This is a genomic window from Pseudoduganella sp. LjRoot289, assembly GCF_964252925.1.
Taxonomy (GTDB): Bacteria; Pseudomonadota; Gammaproteobacteria; order Burkholderiales; family Burkholderiaceae_D; genus Rugamonas.
In genome coordinates this window covers 981484-996838 of record NZ_CAXUPN020000001.1, presented here as the reverse complement: position 1 = coordinate 996838, position 15355 = coordinate 981484, and the positions used below count along the sequence as shown (strand labels likewise).

Annotated in this window: 15 protein-coding genes; 3 read left to right on the top strand and 12 right to left on the bottom strand. The window is 65.9% G+C overall.

Translation table 11 applies throughout. The features are described 5' to 3' along the window. Positions 1-7: 7 nt before the first annotated feature. The 4 genes from ACSQ8Y_RS04500 to ACSQ8Y_RS04485 are packed head-to-tail and all read right to left on the bottom strand — an operon-like array spanning position 8 to position 3705. Positions 8-1066 (bottom strand): sugar phosphate isomerase/epimerase family protein, encoded by a 1059-nt coding sequence (locus ACSQ8Y_RS04500; RefSeq protein WP_436265255.1) that lies wholly within the window; start codon positions 1064-1066, stop codon positions 8-10. An 8-nt stretch (positions 1067-1074) separates the two neighbouring features. Then, positions 1075-1452: a C-glycoside deglycosidase beta subunit domain-containing protein gene (locus ACSQ8Y_RS04495; RefSeq protein ID WP_436265254.1), complete on the bottom strand. Its 378-nt coding sequence runs from the start codon at positions 1450-1452 to the stop codon at positions 1075-1077. Positions 1453-1463: 11 nt separating this feature from the next. Then, positions 1464-2453, bottom strand: coding sequence for a sugar phosphate isomerase/epimerase family protein (locus ACSQ8Y_RS04490; RefSeq protein WP_436265253.1), 990 nt, complete (start codon positions 2451-2453; stop codon positions 1464-1466). Between the two features lie 49 nt (positions 2454-2502). Next, a complete protein-coding gene (locus ACSQ8Y_RS04485; RefSeq protein WP_436265252.1) occupies positions 2503-3705 on the bottom strand; it encodes an MFS transporter in 1203 nt (400 codons plus the stop codon). A 212-nt stretch (positions 3706-3917) separates the two neighbouring features. Here ACSQ8Y_RS04485 and ACSQ8Y_RS04480 point away from each other — a divergent pair, with 212 nt between their 5' ends. Genes ACSQ8Y_RS04480 through ACSQ8Y_RS04470 form a run of 3 tightly spaced genes read left to right on the top strand, consistent with a single transcriptional unit; the run spans position 3918 to position 7338 of the window. Continuing rightward, positions 3918-4913: a LacI family DNA-binding transcriptional regulator gene (locus ACSQ8Y_RS04480; protein WP_436265251.1), complete on the top strand. Its 996-nt coding sequence runs from the start codon at positions 3918-3920 to the stop codon at positions 4911-4913. A 14-nt stretch (positions 4914-4927) separates the two neighbouring features. Next, complete coding sequence (locus ACSQ8Y_RS04475) at positions 4928-5842, top strand: LysR family transcriptional regulator (protein WP_436265250.1); 915 nt, start codon at positions 4928-4930, stop codon at positions 5840-5842. A gap of 20 nt (positions 5843-5862) precedes the next feature. Then, positions 5863-7338, top strand: coding sequence for an MFS transporter (locus ACSQ8Y_RS04470; protein ID WP_436265249.1), 1476 nt, complete (start codon positions 5863-5865; stop codon positions 7336-7338). Here the strand turns inward: ACSQ8Y_RS04470 and ACSQ8Y_RS04465 are convergent. The 8 genes from ACSQ8Y_RS04465 to ACSQ8Y_RS04430 form a co-directional block, all read right to left on the bottom strand. Continuing rightward, on the bottom strand, positions 7325-8227 hold the full coding sequence (locus ACSQ8Y_RS04465) for a TIM barrel protein (RefSeq protein ID WP_436265248.1): 903 nt from the start codon (positions 8225-8227) through the stop codon (positions 7325-7327). The genes ACSQ8Y_RS04470 and ACSQ8Y_RS04465 overlap by 14 nt on opposite strands. After that, complete coding sequence (locus tag ACSQ8Y_RS04460; RefSeq protein WP_436265247.1) at positions 8211-8978, bottom strand: TIM barrel protein; 768 nt, start codon at positions 8976-8978, stop codon at positions 8211-8213. The genes ACSQ8Y_RS04465 and ACSQ8Y_RS04460 overlap by 17 nt, the downstream gene beginning before the upstream one ends. Positions 8979-8980: 2 nt before the next feature. Beyond that, positions 8981-10249: an MFS transporter gene (locus tag ACSQ8Y_RS04455; protein WP_436265246.1), complete on the bottom strand. Its 1269-nt coding sequence runs from the start codon at positions 10247-10249 to the stop codon at positions 8981-8983. 15 nt (positions 10250-10264) lie between these two features. Beyond that, positions 10265-11224 (bottom strand): sugar phosphate isomerase/epimerase family protein, encoded by a 960-nt coding sequence (locus ACSQ8Y_RS04450; protein WP_436265245.1) that lies wholly within the window; start codon positions 11222-11224, stop codon positions 10265-10267. 9 nt (positions 11225-11233) lie between these two features. Continuing rightward, positions 11234-12184, bottom strand: coding sequence for a sugar phosphate isomerase/epimerase family protein (locus ACSQ8Y_RS04445; RefSeq protein WP_436265244.1), 951 nt, complete (start codon positions 12182-12184; stop codon positions 11234-11236). Positions 12185-12265: 81 nt separating this feature from the next. After that, positions 12266-12916, bottom strand: a complete 651-nt coding sequence (locus ACSQ8Y_RS04440; RefSeq protein WP_436265243.1) for a TetR/AcrR family transcriptional regulator — start codon at positions 12914-12916, stop codon at positions 12266-12268. A 37-nt stretch (positions 12917-12953) separates the two neighbouring features. After that, entirely contained in the window at positions 12954-14648 is a 1695-nt protein-coding gene (locus tag ACSQ8Y_RS04435) for a GMC family oxidoreductase (protein WP_436265242.1), read from the bottom strand. A gap of 9 nt (positions 14649-14657) precedes the next feature. Next, a complete protein-coding gene (locus ACSQ8Y_RS04430) occupies positions 14658-15326 on the bottom strand; it encodes a gluconate 2-dehydrogenase subunit 3 family protein (RefSeq protein ID WP_436265241.1) in 669 nt (222 codons plus the stop codon). Positions 15327-15355: the final 29 nt, after the last annotated feature.

Sequence of the window (15355 nt, the reverse complement as noted above, 5' to 3'; positions counted from 1 at the left end):
GGCCTCCCTAAGCGATGCCCAGCATGCGCAGATTGCGCTGCGGGTCGGCGCCGCTGCCGGCAAAGTCGTCGAAGGCCTTGTCGGTCACGCGGATAATGTGGTCGCGGATGAAGCCGACGCCCTCGGCCGCGCCCTGCTCCGGATGCTTGAGGCAGCATTCCCATTCCAGCACCGCCCAGCCCTGGAAGCCGTACTGCGCGAACTTGGAGAAGATGGCCTTGAAGTCGACCTGGCCGTCGCCCAGCGAACGGAAACGGCCGGCCCGTTCGGCCCAGCCCTGGTAGCCCGAATACACGCCCTGCCGCGCGTCCGGCCGGAACTCGGCGTCCTTTACGTGCATGACCTTGATACGCTCGTGGTAGCGGTCGATGAAGCCGAGGTAGTCCAGCTGCTGCAGCAGGAAGTGCGAGGGATCGTAGGCGATGTTCAGGCGTGGATGGTGCCGCACCCGCTCCAGCAGCATCTCGAAGGTCGCGCCGTCGAACAGGTCCTCGCCCGGATGCAGCTCGAACGCCAGATCCACGCCCGCTTCGTCGTAGGCGTCGAGGATAGGCAGCCAGCGGCGCGCCAGTTCGTCGAAGGCCGATTCGACCAGGCCCGCCGGGCGCTGCGGCCACGGGTACACGAACGGCCACGCCAGCGAACCGGAAAAGCTGATAGCCGCCGTCAATCCCAGGTTGGCCGACGCCTTCGCCGCCAGCAGCATCTGCTGCACCGCCCACTGCTGGCGCGCCTGCGGATTGCCGCGCAGCGGCGCCGGCGCAAAACCGTCGAAGGCTTCGTCATAGGCTGGATGCACCGCCACCAGCTGCCCTTGCAAATGGGTGCTCAGCTCGGTGATGGCGACACCATTGCCGCGCGCAATGCCGGCCACCTCGTCGCAATAGGTCTTGCTTTGCGCCGCCAGCGCCAGGTCGAATAGGCGCGGGTCGCTGGTCGGCAGCTGCACGCCCTGGTAGCCGAGGTCTCCGGCCCAGTGCGTGATCGCGTCCCAGCTGTTGAACGGCGCATGCTCGCCGGCGAACTGCGCCAGGAAGATGGCCGGTCCCTTGATCGTGGTTGCCATGGATGACCTCAACCGGCTATGGTGGCGCTGACGGTGCAGCTGGTGACGGGGCTCCAGGGCAGGTAGGAGATCCGCAGCTGCACCGCCGCCGTCACCTGGTGCGCGCCGGCGGACAGGCCGCCCGGCTGCAGCACCGAGATCTCGGCCACTTCGCCGAATTCCCAGCGCTCGTCGTAGGTAGTTTCGAGTTCGTCCAGCGTGCGGGTCTTGCCGCGCACCGTGAAACGCACGGCCTCGCGCGGCACCTTGACGCCGTCCACGGTCAGCGCCACGTCCTCGACGGCGGACAGGATCTGGCCGCGATAGTAAGGCAGACGCGCGCCCAGCCGCCAGCCGCCTTCGATGTTTTCGACGCTGCCGGGATAGATGATGTGTTGATCGTACATATGTGGTTTCCTTAAGCTTCGCCCAACAGGCGCTTGAACATTTCATGCTGGCGGCGCACCTGCTCGCGGCCATCGACTTCAAAAGCGTCCTCGATGTGGCGCTGGCCTTCGTATTCACTCGACAGGTGGCCGTCGTAGCCGCCTTCGATCAGCACCGGGATGATTTCCTCGTAAGGAATGGCAGGCTCCTTGCCGCTGTCGTCGATCTCGTAGAACTTGGCGTGGATGTTGAAAATCCAGGGCATGAACTCCAGCATGCGGCGCGGATTGCTCCAGATATTGTGGCGCAGCGTCTCCGCCATTTGCAGGTCGACCGGATTGCCGCCCATCTTGCGCACGTCCATCAGCACGTAGTCCGCCAGCACGCGCGCGGCATGCGCTTCGAGGATGAATTCGACGATCTTCGGAGTGGCGCCGTTGCGCAGGAAGCGGTCGCGGAACACCGGCGGATAGTTCTTCGTGTACATGCCCATGTCCGGCACATAGCCCACATGGTCGGAGCCGGTGGCGCGGGTAAGCTCGGTGTAGCGCAAGATCCAGGGATGGTCGAAGTGGAACGGCGAGTGCACCTCGATCCCCATCCGCACGTCCAGCTGCTCGGCGAGCGGTACGCAGGCCACCACCACTTCCGGCGGCGTATTGACGATCACGCGCACATTGCGGCAGCCGATGCGCTTGGCGAAATGCAGGTCGCGCTGCAGCGACGCCACCATCTCCCCGAAATTGAGCTTGCGGTCCTTGTACAGCTTCACGTCCAGGAACATGTCGTGGCATTGCGCGTAGGCGCCGTGCCGCTCCAGCGACGCGAACCAGCCGTCGATCTGCTGCTGCGGCACGTTGGGGAAACCGGTGAAGGATTGTTCGCTGACCACTTCGATGCCGCGCGCGCCCAGGCTCGCGGCGTGGGCAATGCAGTCGTCCAGGGTCATCCGGCGCAGGAATGTCTCGTACTGATAGCTGTAGAGGGACACGCCGCGCTTGATGCTGTGCTGTTTATTCATTACTGGGTACCTCGTGTTGAGTCGGACAAATGACGGTTTAAGAGACGGTTCAAGAGACGGCTTGCGACGGCGACGGCGGCGCGCGCCAGCGCAGCAGGCAGGCCAGCACCGCGCACGCGGCGGCAAGCAGGCCGAAGGTGAGAAAGGCGTTTTGCAGATTGCCCACCCAGCCGCGCGTCAGGTTGACCACGGCCGGCGACAGGAATTGGGCCACGAAGAAGGAACTGGCCCACCAGCCCATGCCACGGCCGCGGTGCTCGAAGGAGAATTTGCTCTGCGTCCAGGCGATCAGCGCCGGCACGATCAGGCCGTTGGCCAGCTGCTGCACGAAGGCGAAGGCCAGCGCCACCTTGTAGTCGGGCGCCATGCCGATGCCGCCCAGCCCCACCGCGTAGCCGGCAAACACCAGCAGGATCTGCGTGCCGGCGCCATAGCGCGTGGTCAGCTTGAACAGCACCGCGCCGATCGGCACGCCGATGCTGGGGATCGCCATGCTCAGGCCGATGGACTTCGGATTGTCCACGCCCAGCTCCTTAAGCAGCAGCGAGAAATTGATCACCTGGACGTAGTAGATGGTGGACAGCACCACCGTGACGCCGCACACCATCATGGCCACCATGTAGGGGAACGGCGTGGCGGAGGCAGGGCCGGCGGCCTTCTTGCGCGGCTCAGGCTCGAACAGGAAGGCCAGGCTGGCGAGCAGGATGGGGATGGCCACCGCATACACCAGGAAGGGGTACTGCCAGCCTTGCGCGGCGAGGAAGCCGGAACTGGCGATGGTCACGGTGCCGAGCACCGAACCGACCACCCCCTGCAGCATCAGCCAGCGGTGGCGCTCCTTCTCCTCGTAATAATCGGCCAGCAACGTATTGACCACGGTGAGCACGCCGGCCTCGCCGATGCCGATCACTACCCGTCCGGCCACCACGGCCCAGAAATTGTCGATCACGAAGGGCATCAGGCCGCCGGCGCCGTAGAACGCCATGGACCACAGCAACAGCCGGCGGCGCCCGTAGCGGTCGGCGATGACACCGGCGGCCGGCGCGAACAGGGCGATGCAGGCGCTGGGGGCGGTGATCAGCAGCGGCACCATCAGCCTGGCGTTGGGCACGTCCTGGAAGTGCGCCAGCAGTGTCGGCAGGGTCGGCGCCAGCGCGATGATGGCCATCACCGGCAGGAAGCCGGAAAACACCAGTATCCATCCCTGGCGCCAGTCGGCCTTTCTGGCTTGCCCATGTTGCATAGTTTGCATGCTTCGTCTCCTATTCTTGGCGTTCACCTGTCCATGCAGGAAAATCTAACCTCGAAAAATGATAACGCTTTCCCACGCCCTGCTCCACCGAAAAATGCGGCTGCGGGCCGCTTTATATGGATATGTGGTATCCGTATCTTGAATAGCTCAAACAGGCCAGAATCGCGGCGTTTTGCGGTATATTGGGAAAACTTTTCCTAACTTTACATCCGATGTCCGCAAAATCCTCTTCCATCTCCGCCGTGGCCGATCTGGCCGGCGTCTCCATCGCCACCGTGTCACGGGTGCTGAACGGGACCAAGGCGGTCAGCGCCGATACGCGCGCCCGTGTCGAAGCGGCAGTCGATGCCCTCGGCTACCGCGCCAATGCACTGGCGCGCAGCCTGATGCGCGGCGAAACCCGGCTGCTGCTGGTGCTGGTGCCCGATTTCGCCAACCCCTTTTTCGCCGAGATCGTCAAGGGCGTGGAGTCGGTCACGCGCGAGAATGGCTACGGCCTGGTGATCGCGGAGGCGTCGCAGGCGCTCTCGCGCGACAGCCCGGCGCTGGACTCGCTATACAACCGCATGGCCGACGGTGTGATCAGCCTGGCGCGCTCTACCGACCTCAAGCCGCTGCTGCAGGAGATTCCCGACCTGCCTTGGGTGGCCTGCTCGGAGTTTATCGAGGACAGCGAGGTTCCCAGCGTGAGCATCGACCACCGCCAGGCCGCGATTGACGCGGTGCAATACCTGCTCAATCGGGGCCACCGACGGATTGCGCTGATCGGCGCGAGCGAGGACTACCGCTGGGCTCGGCAACGCCACGCCGGCTACCAGTATGCGCTGCAGCGCGCCAGCCTCCCCGTCGAGCCGCAACTGGTGCGCCTGGCGCGTGGCACCGAATATGTGCACGGCATGGAAGCGGCCGGCGCGCTGCTGGCCATGGAGCAGCCGCCCAGCGCAGTTTTTGCCGTTTCCGACACGCTGGCCATCGGCGCCATCAAGGCCTTCCGCCGCGTTGGCCGCCGCGTGCCGGAAGACGTGGCGGTAATGGGCTTTGACGATATCCCGGTGGCCCAGATATTCGAGCCCGCCCTTACCACCATCGCCCAGCCGGTGCGCGAGCTGGGCGCCGCAGCGGCCGAGCTGCTACTCAAGCGCCTGGCCGGCGGCCCGGCCGAGTCGCGCACCCTCGACCATGCGCTCATCGTGCGCGCGTCGGCCTAATCAGCGGAGCAAGCATGCGCTTTAATAAACTCGACTTGAATTTGCTGGTAGCGCTCAACGCGCTGCTCGCGGAGCGCAACATCAGCCGCGCGGCCGAGAAACTGTTCCTGAGCCAACCGGCCACCAGCGGCGCGCTGGCCAGGCTGCGCGCCTACTTCAACGACGAACTGCTGGTGCCCTCCGGGCGGCAGCTGATCCTGACGCCGCGCGCCAAGGAACTGATCGAGCCGGTGCGCGAGGTGCTGATGCGCATCGACACCACCATCGCCGCCCAGCCGCAGTTCGATCCGGCCAGCGAGACGCGCGTGTTCACGCTGCTGGTGTCGGACTACACCACGGCGGTGCTGATCCCCGCGCTGCTGGCCGAGCTGTACCGGGAAGCGCCCAATCTGCGCATCTGCCTGCGCGACCAGGCCGAGCGGCCGGGCGATGTGCTGGAACAGGGCGAGGCCGATTTTCTCGTCATCCCCTCGCAATACATCGCCAAGGACCACCCGTCCGCCGCGCTGTTCGAGGAAGACTACCTGTGCGTGACCTGGGAAGGCAATTCGCGCGTGCGCGAGCGCCTCTCCTTCGACGACTACCTGGCCTGCGGCCACGTCATTGCGACCTTCAACAATACGATGGCCAGTCCGCTGTCCACCTTCGACGGCTGGTTCATGGAAAGCTTCGACGTGAAGCGCCGCGTGGAAGTGACCGCGCCGACCATGACTGCGCTGCCGTCCATGGTGGTGGGCACGGATCGCATCGCCACCGTACACCGCCGCATCGCCTTGCGCGCCCAGGCCACGCTGCCGGTCAAGGTGTGGGAGCCGCCGCCGCGCATTCCGCGCCTAGTGCAGATGCTGCAATGGCACAAGCACCGCAGCAACGATCCGGCGATCAGCTGGATACGCGAAAAATTCATCACGGCCGCCGCAAGCGTCTAAATCAGAAAAAGGGAATCACAATGCACCATGCCGTTTCCGGGACGGAGGGCAGCGCTTACGCTGCCGCTTCCTCATTCACGCCGCGCCGGCGCCTGATGGCGCTGGTGGCAGTGGCGCTGGCCTTTGTCATGGACCTGCTGGACACGACCATCGTCAATGTCGCCATCCCGTCGATCGGCTCCACGCTGGGCGCCGACCGCGCCGCGCTGGAGTGGATCATCGCCGGCTACGCCACCGCCTTCGCGGTGCTGCTCATCGTCGGCGGCAGGCTGGGCGACAGCCACGGTTACCGCCGCATGTTCCTGAGCGGGATCGCGCTGTTCACCCTCACGTCCATGGCCTGCGGCCTAGCGCCGGACGCCGCCACGCTGCAGATCGCCCGCGTGTTGCAGGGCGCCGCGGCAGCCCTGATGGTGCCGCAGGTGATGGCGCTGGTGCAGGTGATGTATCCGCCCAGCCAGCGCTACAAGGTCTACACGGTGTTCGGTTTCCTCGGCGGCTTCTCGGCCGCGCTCGGGCCTATCGTCGGCGGGCTGCTTATCGACGCCAACTGGTTCGGCCTAGGCTGGCGCCTGACCTTCCTGATCAACCTGCCCATCGGCGTGTTCAGCCTGATCGCCGGCGCGCGCCTGCTGCCGCCGGGACGCGGCGTCAACGCCACCCCGGTCGACCTGGCCGGTGCGGCGCTGTCGGTGCTGGTGCTGTTTGCCCTGTTGACGCCCTTGATCGAAGGGCCGGGGCGCGGCTGGCCGCCGGCGCTGCTGGTGCTGCTGGCCGCCGTCGTCCCGCTGGCCTGGGCCACCGCGCGCTACCTGCGGTGGCGCCAGGCCGCGCACGGCGACGCCCTGGTGCCGCCGTCCCTGTTCAAATTGCGCAAGGTGGTGCTGGGAATGCTGTGCACGCTGTGCATCAACCCGGTGCTGCCCGGCTACCTGCTGGTGATGACCTTCGTGCTGCAGGAAGGCATAGGACTGAGCGCGTCGCAAATGGCCTACGCCTGCGCGCCGATTGCGTTCGGTGCGATGGGCGGCATCACGCTGATCGGGCCGCGCCTGTTCAAACTGCTGGGCGTGCGGGTGATGCTGGCAGGCGCAGGCGTCAGCGCCGCCAGCCTGTGCCTGGCCGGCTGGGCGGTGCACGGCGGCGTGCTGCTGCCGTGGCATTTGGGACTGGCGCAATTCGGGATGGGACTCGGTATGGGCTTGTGCGGCCCGCAGCTATCGAACGCCACGCTGCAGGACGTGCCGATGACCGACGCCGGCGTGGCTGCCGGCATGTTCACGGCGGTGCATCAGATTGCAGCAGCACTCGGCGTAGCGCTGGCCGGACTGCTGTTGTTCCACGGCCAGGCCCCGGCCCCGGCCGCTGCGGCCCGGCACTACGCGCAAGCCTATCTGCACGTGCTGCCGCTATTCGGCTGCCTGCTGGCCGCCGCCGCCGCCGGCACTTGGCGCCTGGCCAGGGCGATGCAGGCGGCCCCCGCTACACATCCATAATATCGATGCATTTGCGCAGCACGGCCAGCTTGTCCTGGCCGGCCGACGGCGTCCATTCATGGCTGATGAAGCCGCGATAGTCCAGGTCCGCAATGGTCCGGGCGACATGCCGGTAATTCAGCTCCTGCGTCTCGTCGATTTCATGGCGACCGGGTATGCCGCCCGTATGGAAATGGCCTATCCATTGCATGCTCTGGCGCAGGAAGTTGGTTATATCGCCGTCCATTAGCTGGGCGTGATACAGGTCGACCAGCAGCTTCACGCGCGGCGAATTGAGCTGGGATACGATATCGAGCCCCCACGGCAAGTGATCGAACATGCTGCCCGGCGGCGACGGCGGGCCGCCGCTGTGGCCGGAATTGATGTTCTCCATCACCAGCGTCACGCCGCGCGCCTCCGCCTGCGCGCGCACGCGCCGCAGGAAACCCAGCGCGTTGCGCTTCCCCTCTTCGTAGCCCAGACTGCCGCGCGCGCCGCAGGTCACAATAATGTTCGGGATGCCATGGGTGGCTGCGGCGTCGATACGGTCGCGCAGTGCGGCCTCGAACCGCCCGTCCTGATCCGGTGTGCCGATGGCGTTCCAGCCCGGCGGGCCGGCCGGAGCGCGGGCAGGCGTGGAAATGCCGCCGCCGTAATCGACGCGCAGCACGCTCATGACCAGGCCATACTGCTTCAGTGTCGGCCAGTCCGCTGGATTGCTGACGAAGTCCAGAGCTTGCACTCCCAGCGATTGCGCCATGCGGCAGGTGTCTTCGATGGTTGCGCTGAAGAGGTGCGGCGTCAGGCCCTGGCGCAAACGCCCCCGCGCAAGGGCGCGCGGGCTGATGGCGTAAGTTGCGCCCAAGGCCAGGGCCGAGAGGAAGCGGCGGCGGCTAAATGCCGAGCGCATGGCGGGACAGGGCCAGCGATGCACGGTCGGCCACGGTAGGGAAGTATTCCAGGCCTATCGCGCCCGCATAGCCCTGCTCGCGCAGCACGGCGGTGATGCGCTGCCAGTCTATGCTGCCGGTGCCCGGTTCGTGGCGGCCGTCGGTGTCGGCCACCTGCACGTGGCCGATCAGCGGCAAACGGTTCGATATCGCTGCCGCGAAGTCTTCCTGCGTCTGCGCCGAATGATAGGCGTCCGCCAGCAGGCGCAAGGCCGGGCTGTCCACTGCGGCCACGATGTCCAGGCCGCGCGCGACCGTATCGACAAACATGCGCTGGCCGTTGACCACCATGTACACCGGTTCCAGCCACAGCATGGTGCCGGACTGCGCAGCCAGCGCTGCCGCGCGTTTGAGCACGCCGACCACGGCGTCGAACTGCTGCTGCTCCGGTACGCCGGGAATGGTGAAACCGGACGCCAGTATCATGGCCGCGCCCTTGAAGCGCTGCGCCACCGGGATGGCGTCCGCCACCGCAGCCAGCACGGCCTCGTGGTGGGCCGGATCGGCCAGGCTGCGGCGCGGCTCGACGCAGAAGCTGAGCAGGCGCACGCCGGTTTCATTGAGCGCCGCCTCGATTGCGTCCAGCGGCTTTTCGCGCCACAGGTGGAACTCCACGCCGGACACGCCAGCCGCATGCGCGGCGCGCACGCGGGCGGCCAGGTCGTCGCCGGCCTCGGGGAACATCCATTCGATACAAGCTGCTATTTCCATGATCATTTTTCTTTCATTTGAATAAGTGTGATCGCGCCGGCCGCCGCCAGGCATGCCGCGCCGATGACGGCCACGCTGCCGAGGAAGCTGGCGCCGAAGCTGCCGATCAGCGTCAGCAGCGGTGGGCTGAGAAACTGGCCGAGGAAGAAAGCCCCGCCCCACAGGCCCATGCCGCGCCCGCGATGCTCGAAACCGTAGTGCCGCAACGCCCAGGTGACCAGGACCGGCAGCATCAGGCCGCCGCCCACCTGCCCCAGCGCGTCGAGCGGCAGGCCGGTGAGCAGACTGGGGGCCAGCGCCACGCCGATGTAGCTGACGCCATAGAACGCCAGCACGATGGCCATCCAGCGCGTGACAGTGAAGCCGGCGTAGCGCTTGAACAGGTAGCCGCCAAGCACCGTGCCGAGGCTGGCAATAGTGGCCAGCACGCTGATGCGCTCGGGCGATGCCACGCCCATATCGCCGAAGATGCGCCCGTGCTGCACCGCCTGCACGAAGAACACCAGCGAGAACAGCACGGTGACGCCGCCCACCAGCAACGCCACGCCCCATGGGAACGGCGTTGCGGGCTGGCGCTCCGCGGCTTCCGCCCTGCCCGGCTCCCAGCAGACGCAGTAGACCCACGCCAGCACGGCAAAGCCGCTCAGGTACAATAGGAAGGGATAGCGCCAGTGCATGCCAGCCAGGAAGCCGCCCGACAGCAGCATGGCGGAGCCGATCAGCGGGGCGAACATGTTCTGGTAGCCCAGCCATTTCTGCCTGTCCTCCCCTTCGAAGTAGTCGCCCATCAGCGCGTTGCCGACCGTGAGGATGGCCGCTTCCGCCAGCCCGACGATGACGCGGCTGGCCACGATCAGCACCAGGCTGTCGAACAGCATCGGCGCGAGACCGAGCAGCGCAAAGGCAAACAGCGCCGCCAGCAGCAGCTTGCGGCGCCCCCAGCGGTCGGCAATGGCGCCCATGAAACCGGAGAACAGCGCCACGCACAGCGACGGCACGGTGATGATCATCGGCACCAGCAGCTGGAAATTCGCCACCGATGAAAACTGCTGGAACAGCTGCGGCAGGCTGGGAACCAGGGCCGCCAGCGCCAGCGTGGGCATCGCCAGGATGCCCATCAGCGCCAAGCCCTGCGCCCGGCCGGCCTGGCGGCGGCCGGATGCGCCGCCGCCAGCCGCAGCGGTCGCAGCGGTTGCCATGGTTGCAGCGGATGCTGCAGCTTCCGCCGTGGGCGCCGGTGCTGCCGGCGCCGTGGTTTGGAGTGGATTCATGGGCTCCTCCGCCGACTAGCGCGCCAGCCGTTGCAGCACGTTCTGCCGGTACCAGCTGTTGAGCATCATGCCGGTGGCTATCGGCTCCGGGCCCTTGTCGCTTTCGACCACGACCCAGCCGGCGTAGCCGTGTTCCTGCATGGCGGCCAGCAGCGCCGGAAAGTCCACCAGTCCGGTGCCCATCTCGCCGAACCAGCGGGGAATCTCGCGCTCGCCGCCGGCCGCGATCAGCGCGCGTTCGGCGTTCGGCAACTGATATTCAGCTAGCGTGTCCACCGCCAGCGCATCCTTGAAATGGAAATGCAGCACGCGCTGGTGGAAGCGCCGGTACAGCGCTACCACGTCGTGGCCGGCGATGGTCAACTCCGCCGTGTCGATGGCCAGGCCGATGTTGTCCGGGTCGCACAGCTGCAGCAGCTGCTCGAATTCCCCGGCCGTGCGCAGCGCCGACAGCGCATCCACATGCAGCGCCACTTTCAGGCCCAACGACGCCGCCATGGCGCCCACCTGGTTCCAGCAATCGGCCGCCGCGGCCAGCCGCCCGGCGTTCAATGCGCCCTCCTTCCAGAACGACGGAAACGGCCGCACCACCAGCAGCTCGCCGCCCAGTTGCGCCAGCATTTCGGCGTGGATGCGCGCCTGCGCGACGATGCGCGCATGGTCCGCCGGCTGCGTGCTCATCAGGCCAAAATGCAGCTCCTCAAAGCTCATCAGCGTGGGGTCGAAGAAGGTGCTGGGCACGCGGTTGATGCCCAGGTCCTTGAGCTTGAGGCGGAAATGCGCCGCCGAGCCGTAGTTGATGGCGATGTTCTCTGGCCGCCCTATCGGGTCCCAGCGTCCGCTGCCCGCGTTCAGTTCCACCGCGTCGAAGCCGCAAGCGGCCGTCACCTTGAACGCGCGCTCGATCTCCTCCAGGCGCGCAAAGCTGGTGAAACCGGCCTTCCATTGATTTACTCCATATGCCCATTTGATCATGCCGTCACCCTATGCGTAGATTTTTTTCAGTACGTGCTGGATATACCAGGCCGACAGCGCCGTGCTTTCCGGATAGTTGCCGCCGCCGACGTCGGCCTTGTCGTGCTCGACCCCGACCCAGCCTTGGTAGCCGCATTCCTTCATCGCCTGCATCAGCGCGGGAAAGTCCACCAGGCCGCCGGGAGTGCCCATTTCATGGAACCAGCGCGGCGTGGTCGGCGCCATCACTTCGGCATCGGGCTTGCGGCGGTAGTCGCCGCTCAGGTCGACGTGCTTGGTGTCCTTCATGTGGAAGCCGCCGCAGCGGTCCTGCAGCTGCAGGTACAAGTCGACCGGGTCGACGCCCGCAATCACATGCTGCGCGGTGTCGCAATAGAAGAACACGTAGCGCGGATCGGTCCATTCATAGAACTTGCGCAGCTGCTCGGCGCTGCGGATGCCGCAGAAGAACTCGTGGTGGCAGCAGGTCTTGACGCCGTATTCCAGCGTCATCTTGCCGACCCGGTTCCACAGTTCGGCGCAGGCGCGCAGCTTGTCGTCCGTCACCGGCTCGACGTCGTAGTACAGGCCGGCCGGCATGACGATGAAGTTTTCCACGCCCAGGCCCACGCTGGAACGCATGATGTGCTGCGCATAGTTGAAGATGTGGTCGTGCGTGGCGCGCACATGCGGCGCGCTCTGGCGCTCGTCGTACATCACCGCATGGAACAGGCTCAGCACCTTGTCGATGCCGCGCTCCTGCATGAAGGCGCGCGCATTTTCCAGCGAGCCGAACAGCTCGCGCAGCGGGCCGAGGTGGAAGTCGAAGGTCTCGATAGCCTCGTAGCCTATGGCCGAGATCTGCTTGAGGAAGGCGTCGAAGCGCTTGACGGAAGTGTATTGCGACAGCTGTCCTTGCGGCGTGTCGATACGCCAGTGGTCCATGTAGGCCCAGCGCAGTTTTGGTGCAGGTGTGTTCATGCCTATTCCTTTTCAAAATCAGAATGTTGATTATGTTTTTTGCGCAACCTGGAACGCGGACGGACCGCGTCCCACGCCTGGTTAGCGCTTGGGAGGCGTAAACATGAGGAAGGCGAGCATCATGTCGCTCAGGTCTTCCAGCAATTGGGTCCACTGCCCGGCTTGGCTGAGCCCGCCGACGCTGTCCAGCCCGAGGAAGCGGGCTTGCGTGGCGTAGATCAGCAGCATGCCGCTGTTGATGGCACGCTCGGGCTGCGGATGGCGAATCTCTGGGGAGCAGGCCTGGATCAATGCGATGAACTTGGCGTGGTTGTCGTTGGCGGCCTGCTTGCCGGCCGCCTCGATCGCTTCGTCGGTGGCGCTGCGCAGCATGAAGGAGCGCAGCACGCTGGCGTTTTCCATCAGCAGCGTGCCCATGCTGGAGACCACCGCCGGCACCACCTGCGCCAAGCCGCGAGTTTCGCCGGCGATGCGCGCGGCCTCGGTGTTGAACTGCTCCGCCAGCCGCTCCAGGAAGCGCACCTGCACCGCGCGCAGCAACTCGTCCTTGCCTGCCACGCGGCCATACAGCGAACCGGTGGACACCTCCGAACGCTCGCAGATCTCCGCCAGCGTAATCTGGTCGTAGGGACGCTCGCGCAGCAGATCGAGGGTGCCTTCAATGATGCGCTCGAAAGACTGGCGGCTGCGGCCCTGTTTCGGCACGCGTGCGTGGGCACTGATGGATGGCATAGGGTGTGCTGTGTCGTCTGTAGGTGGAGGATGGCGATTATAGCTTTCCGGCCTTGAACTGGGCCACCGCATAATCGACCGCGCGCGCCGTCAACGCCATATAGGTCAGCGAGGGATTGACCGTGCCAGATGAGGCCATGGCCGAACCGTCGGTGACAAACAGATTGGGCACGCCGTGCACCTGGTTGTGCGCGTTGAGCACCGAATCGGCCGGGTTGTTGCCCATGCGCGCGCCGCCCATTTCGTGGATCGATACGCCCGGCATGTTGCGCACCGGGATCAGCTGCACGCGCTCGGCGCCGGCCGCCTTCAGCATCTGCTCCGCCTGTTTGCCGGCGTCGACCGCCATCTTGCGCTCGTTCTCGCCGTAGGCCACGTCGAAGCTCAGTTGCGGCAATCCATAGTTGCCCAACTTTTTCTCGTTGAGCACCACGCGGTTGTGCGCCTGCGGCAGCTGCTCGCCGAACGCGCCGAGAAACGCGACCCACTTGCCGGGCCGGGCGATATTGTGTTTCATGCCGACGCCGAAGTCGTCCGTCAGCGCGGCGGTGTTGGTCCAGTCGTCGCGCATGGCGCCGCCCTGGAAGCCGTAGCCGCGCGTGAAGTCGGCGTCGGCGTCCTGCCCGCCGATGTTGCGGAAGCGCGGCACCAGGATGCCGGTGGCGCGGCGGCCCTTGTAGTTGCGGTCCTCGAAGCCTTTGATCTCGCCGAACGCGGCCACGCCGTGGTGGTCCATCAGATAACGGCCCAGCACATCGCTGTGGTTGCCGATGCCGTTTGGATGCGCCGCGCTGCGCGACTGCAGCAGCACCTGCAGCGATCCGTAGGTGGACGCGCACAGGAAGATGACGCGCGCCTTGAAAGTCATGCGCTTGCCGGTTTTGGCGTCGATCACGCGCACGCCGCTGGCCTTGTTTGTCTTCGGATCGACATCGATGGCTTCCACCACGCTGTCGGTGCGCACGGTCAGGCGGCCGGTCTTCTGCGCCGCCGGCAGCGTCGAGCTGAGGGTGCTGAAATAGGCGCCGAACGAGCAGCCGCGGTTGCAGATGGAACGGTTCTGGCACTGGCCACGGCCGTTGTGCGGCACGGTGAGGTTGGCGACACGGCCGATGGTAACGCGGCGGTCCTGCCACTTGCCTTCGATGCGCTGCTTGAGCGCGCGCTCCAGCGCCGTCATTTCCATTGGCGGCAGGTAGTGCCCGTCGGGGAAATGCTCCAGCCCTTCCGGCTGCCCGCTCACGCCGATGAATTTTTCGACGTGGGTGTACCAGGGTTCCAGGTCCGCGTAGCGGATCGGCCAGTCGTTGCCGTGGCCGTCGCGGGCATTGGCCTGGAAGTCGTCGTTGCCCCAGCGGTAGGACTGGCGGCCCCAAGTCAGCGAACGGCCGCCCAGCACATTGGTGCGGTGCCAGCGGAACGGTTTGATCTGTTCATAGGGATTTTCCCTGTCGTTGATCCAGTAATGGCGGTTGGCCCAGCTGAAGGCGCCGCGTTCGATCTTGCTCTGGATCTCGTAGTCGCGCGCGTACAGTTCGCGCTCTGGCAGGCCGTCGTTGGGGGCCTGCCATGGCGGCGTGAATTCGTGGATATAGCCTTTCTGGTGCTCGACCAGCGCGCCGCGCTCCAGCATCAGCACTTTCAGACCTTGCTCGGTCAGTTCCTTGGCCGCCCAGCCGCCGGTGATGCCGGAGCCGATGACGATGGCGTCGAATTGGGTAGTCTTGCTCATGTACGATCCTTAGATGACGACCTGGTATGGCCAGGCCTTGATGTCCACATTCGATTCGAACTTGCCGGGCACCGGCATGTAGCGCAGTTCCTGGTTGCTGCCAGCTTCGGACGTGAAGTAGCCCAGCACCACCAGGTCGCGCAGGCGCAGGTAGAACGTCGCCTTGGGATCGAGGATGCGGTCGTTCAGCGAGAAGCTGCGGCCGGCGTAGGGACTGCCGGCACGCAGCGCCTGTAAGATCTCGGCCCCCTGCTCGGGCGTACAGTCGGCGTAACCGCACTGGTAGCGCTGCTGCGCGCTGGCGTCCAGCCCGGCCAGGCCGGTGCGGAATACCGATGCTTCGCCGTCGTTCATCCAGTTGGCGTACAGCGCGCCGATGAACTGCGGGACGCCCGCTTCCTTGGCGCCCGGCGTGTCGGTGGCGGGAACGATGACCTGAGACGCGGCCGACAGCACGGCCAGCTCGCCGGCGCTCAGCCCGGCGCGCGCCGCCACGGCCGGGGCGCCGGCCGCTTGCAGCGCTGCGGCCGCTGCGGAACTGGTCCACGCCACCGCCAGCGCGGTCCCGGCCAGCAGGGCCGTGATCACCTCACGGCGCGAGACGCCGTGTTGCGCGCCCTCGCCGTCCGCAGCGGCAAGCGCCGCTTTCTTCTTGAATTGCACTTGACTGAAAATCATGGATCGCCTTTCGGTATCGTGTCCGGAAA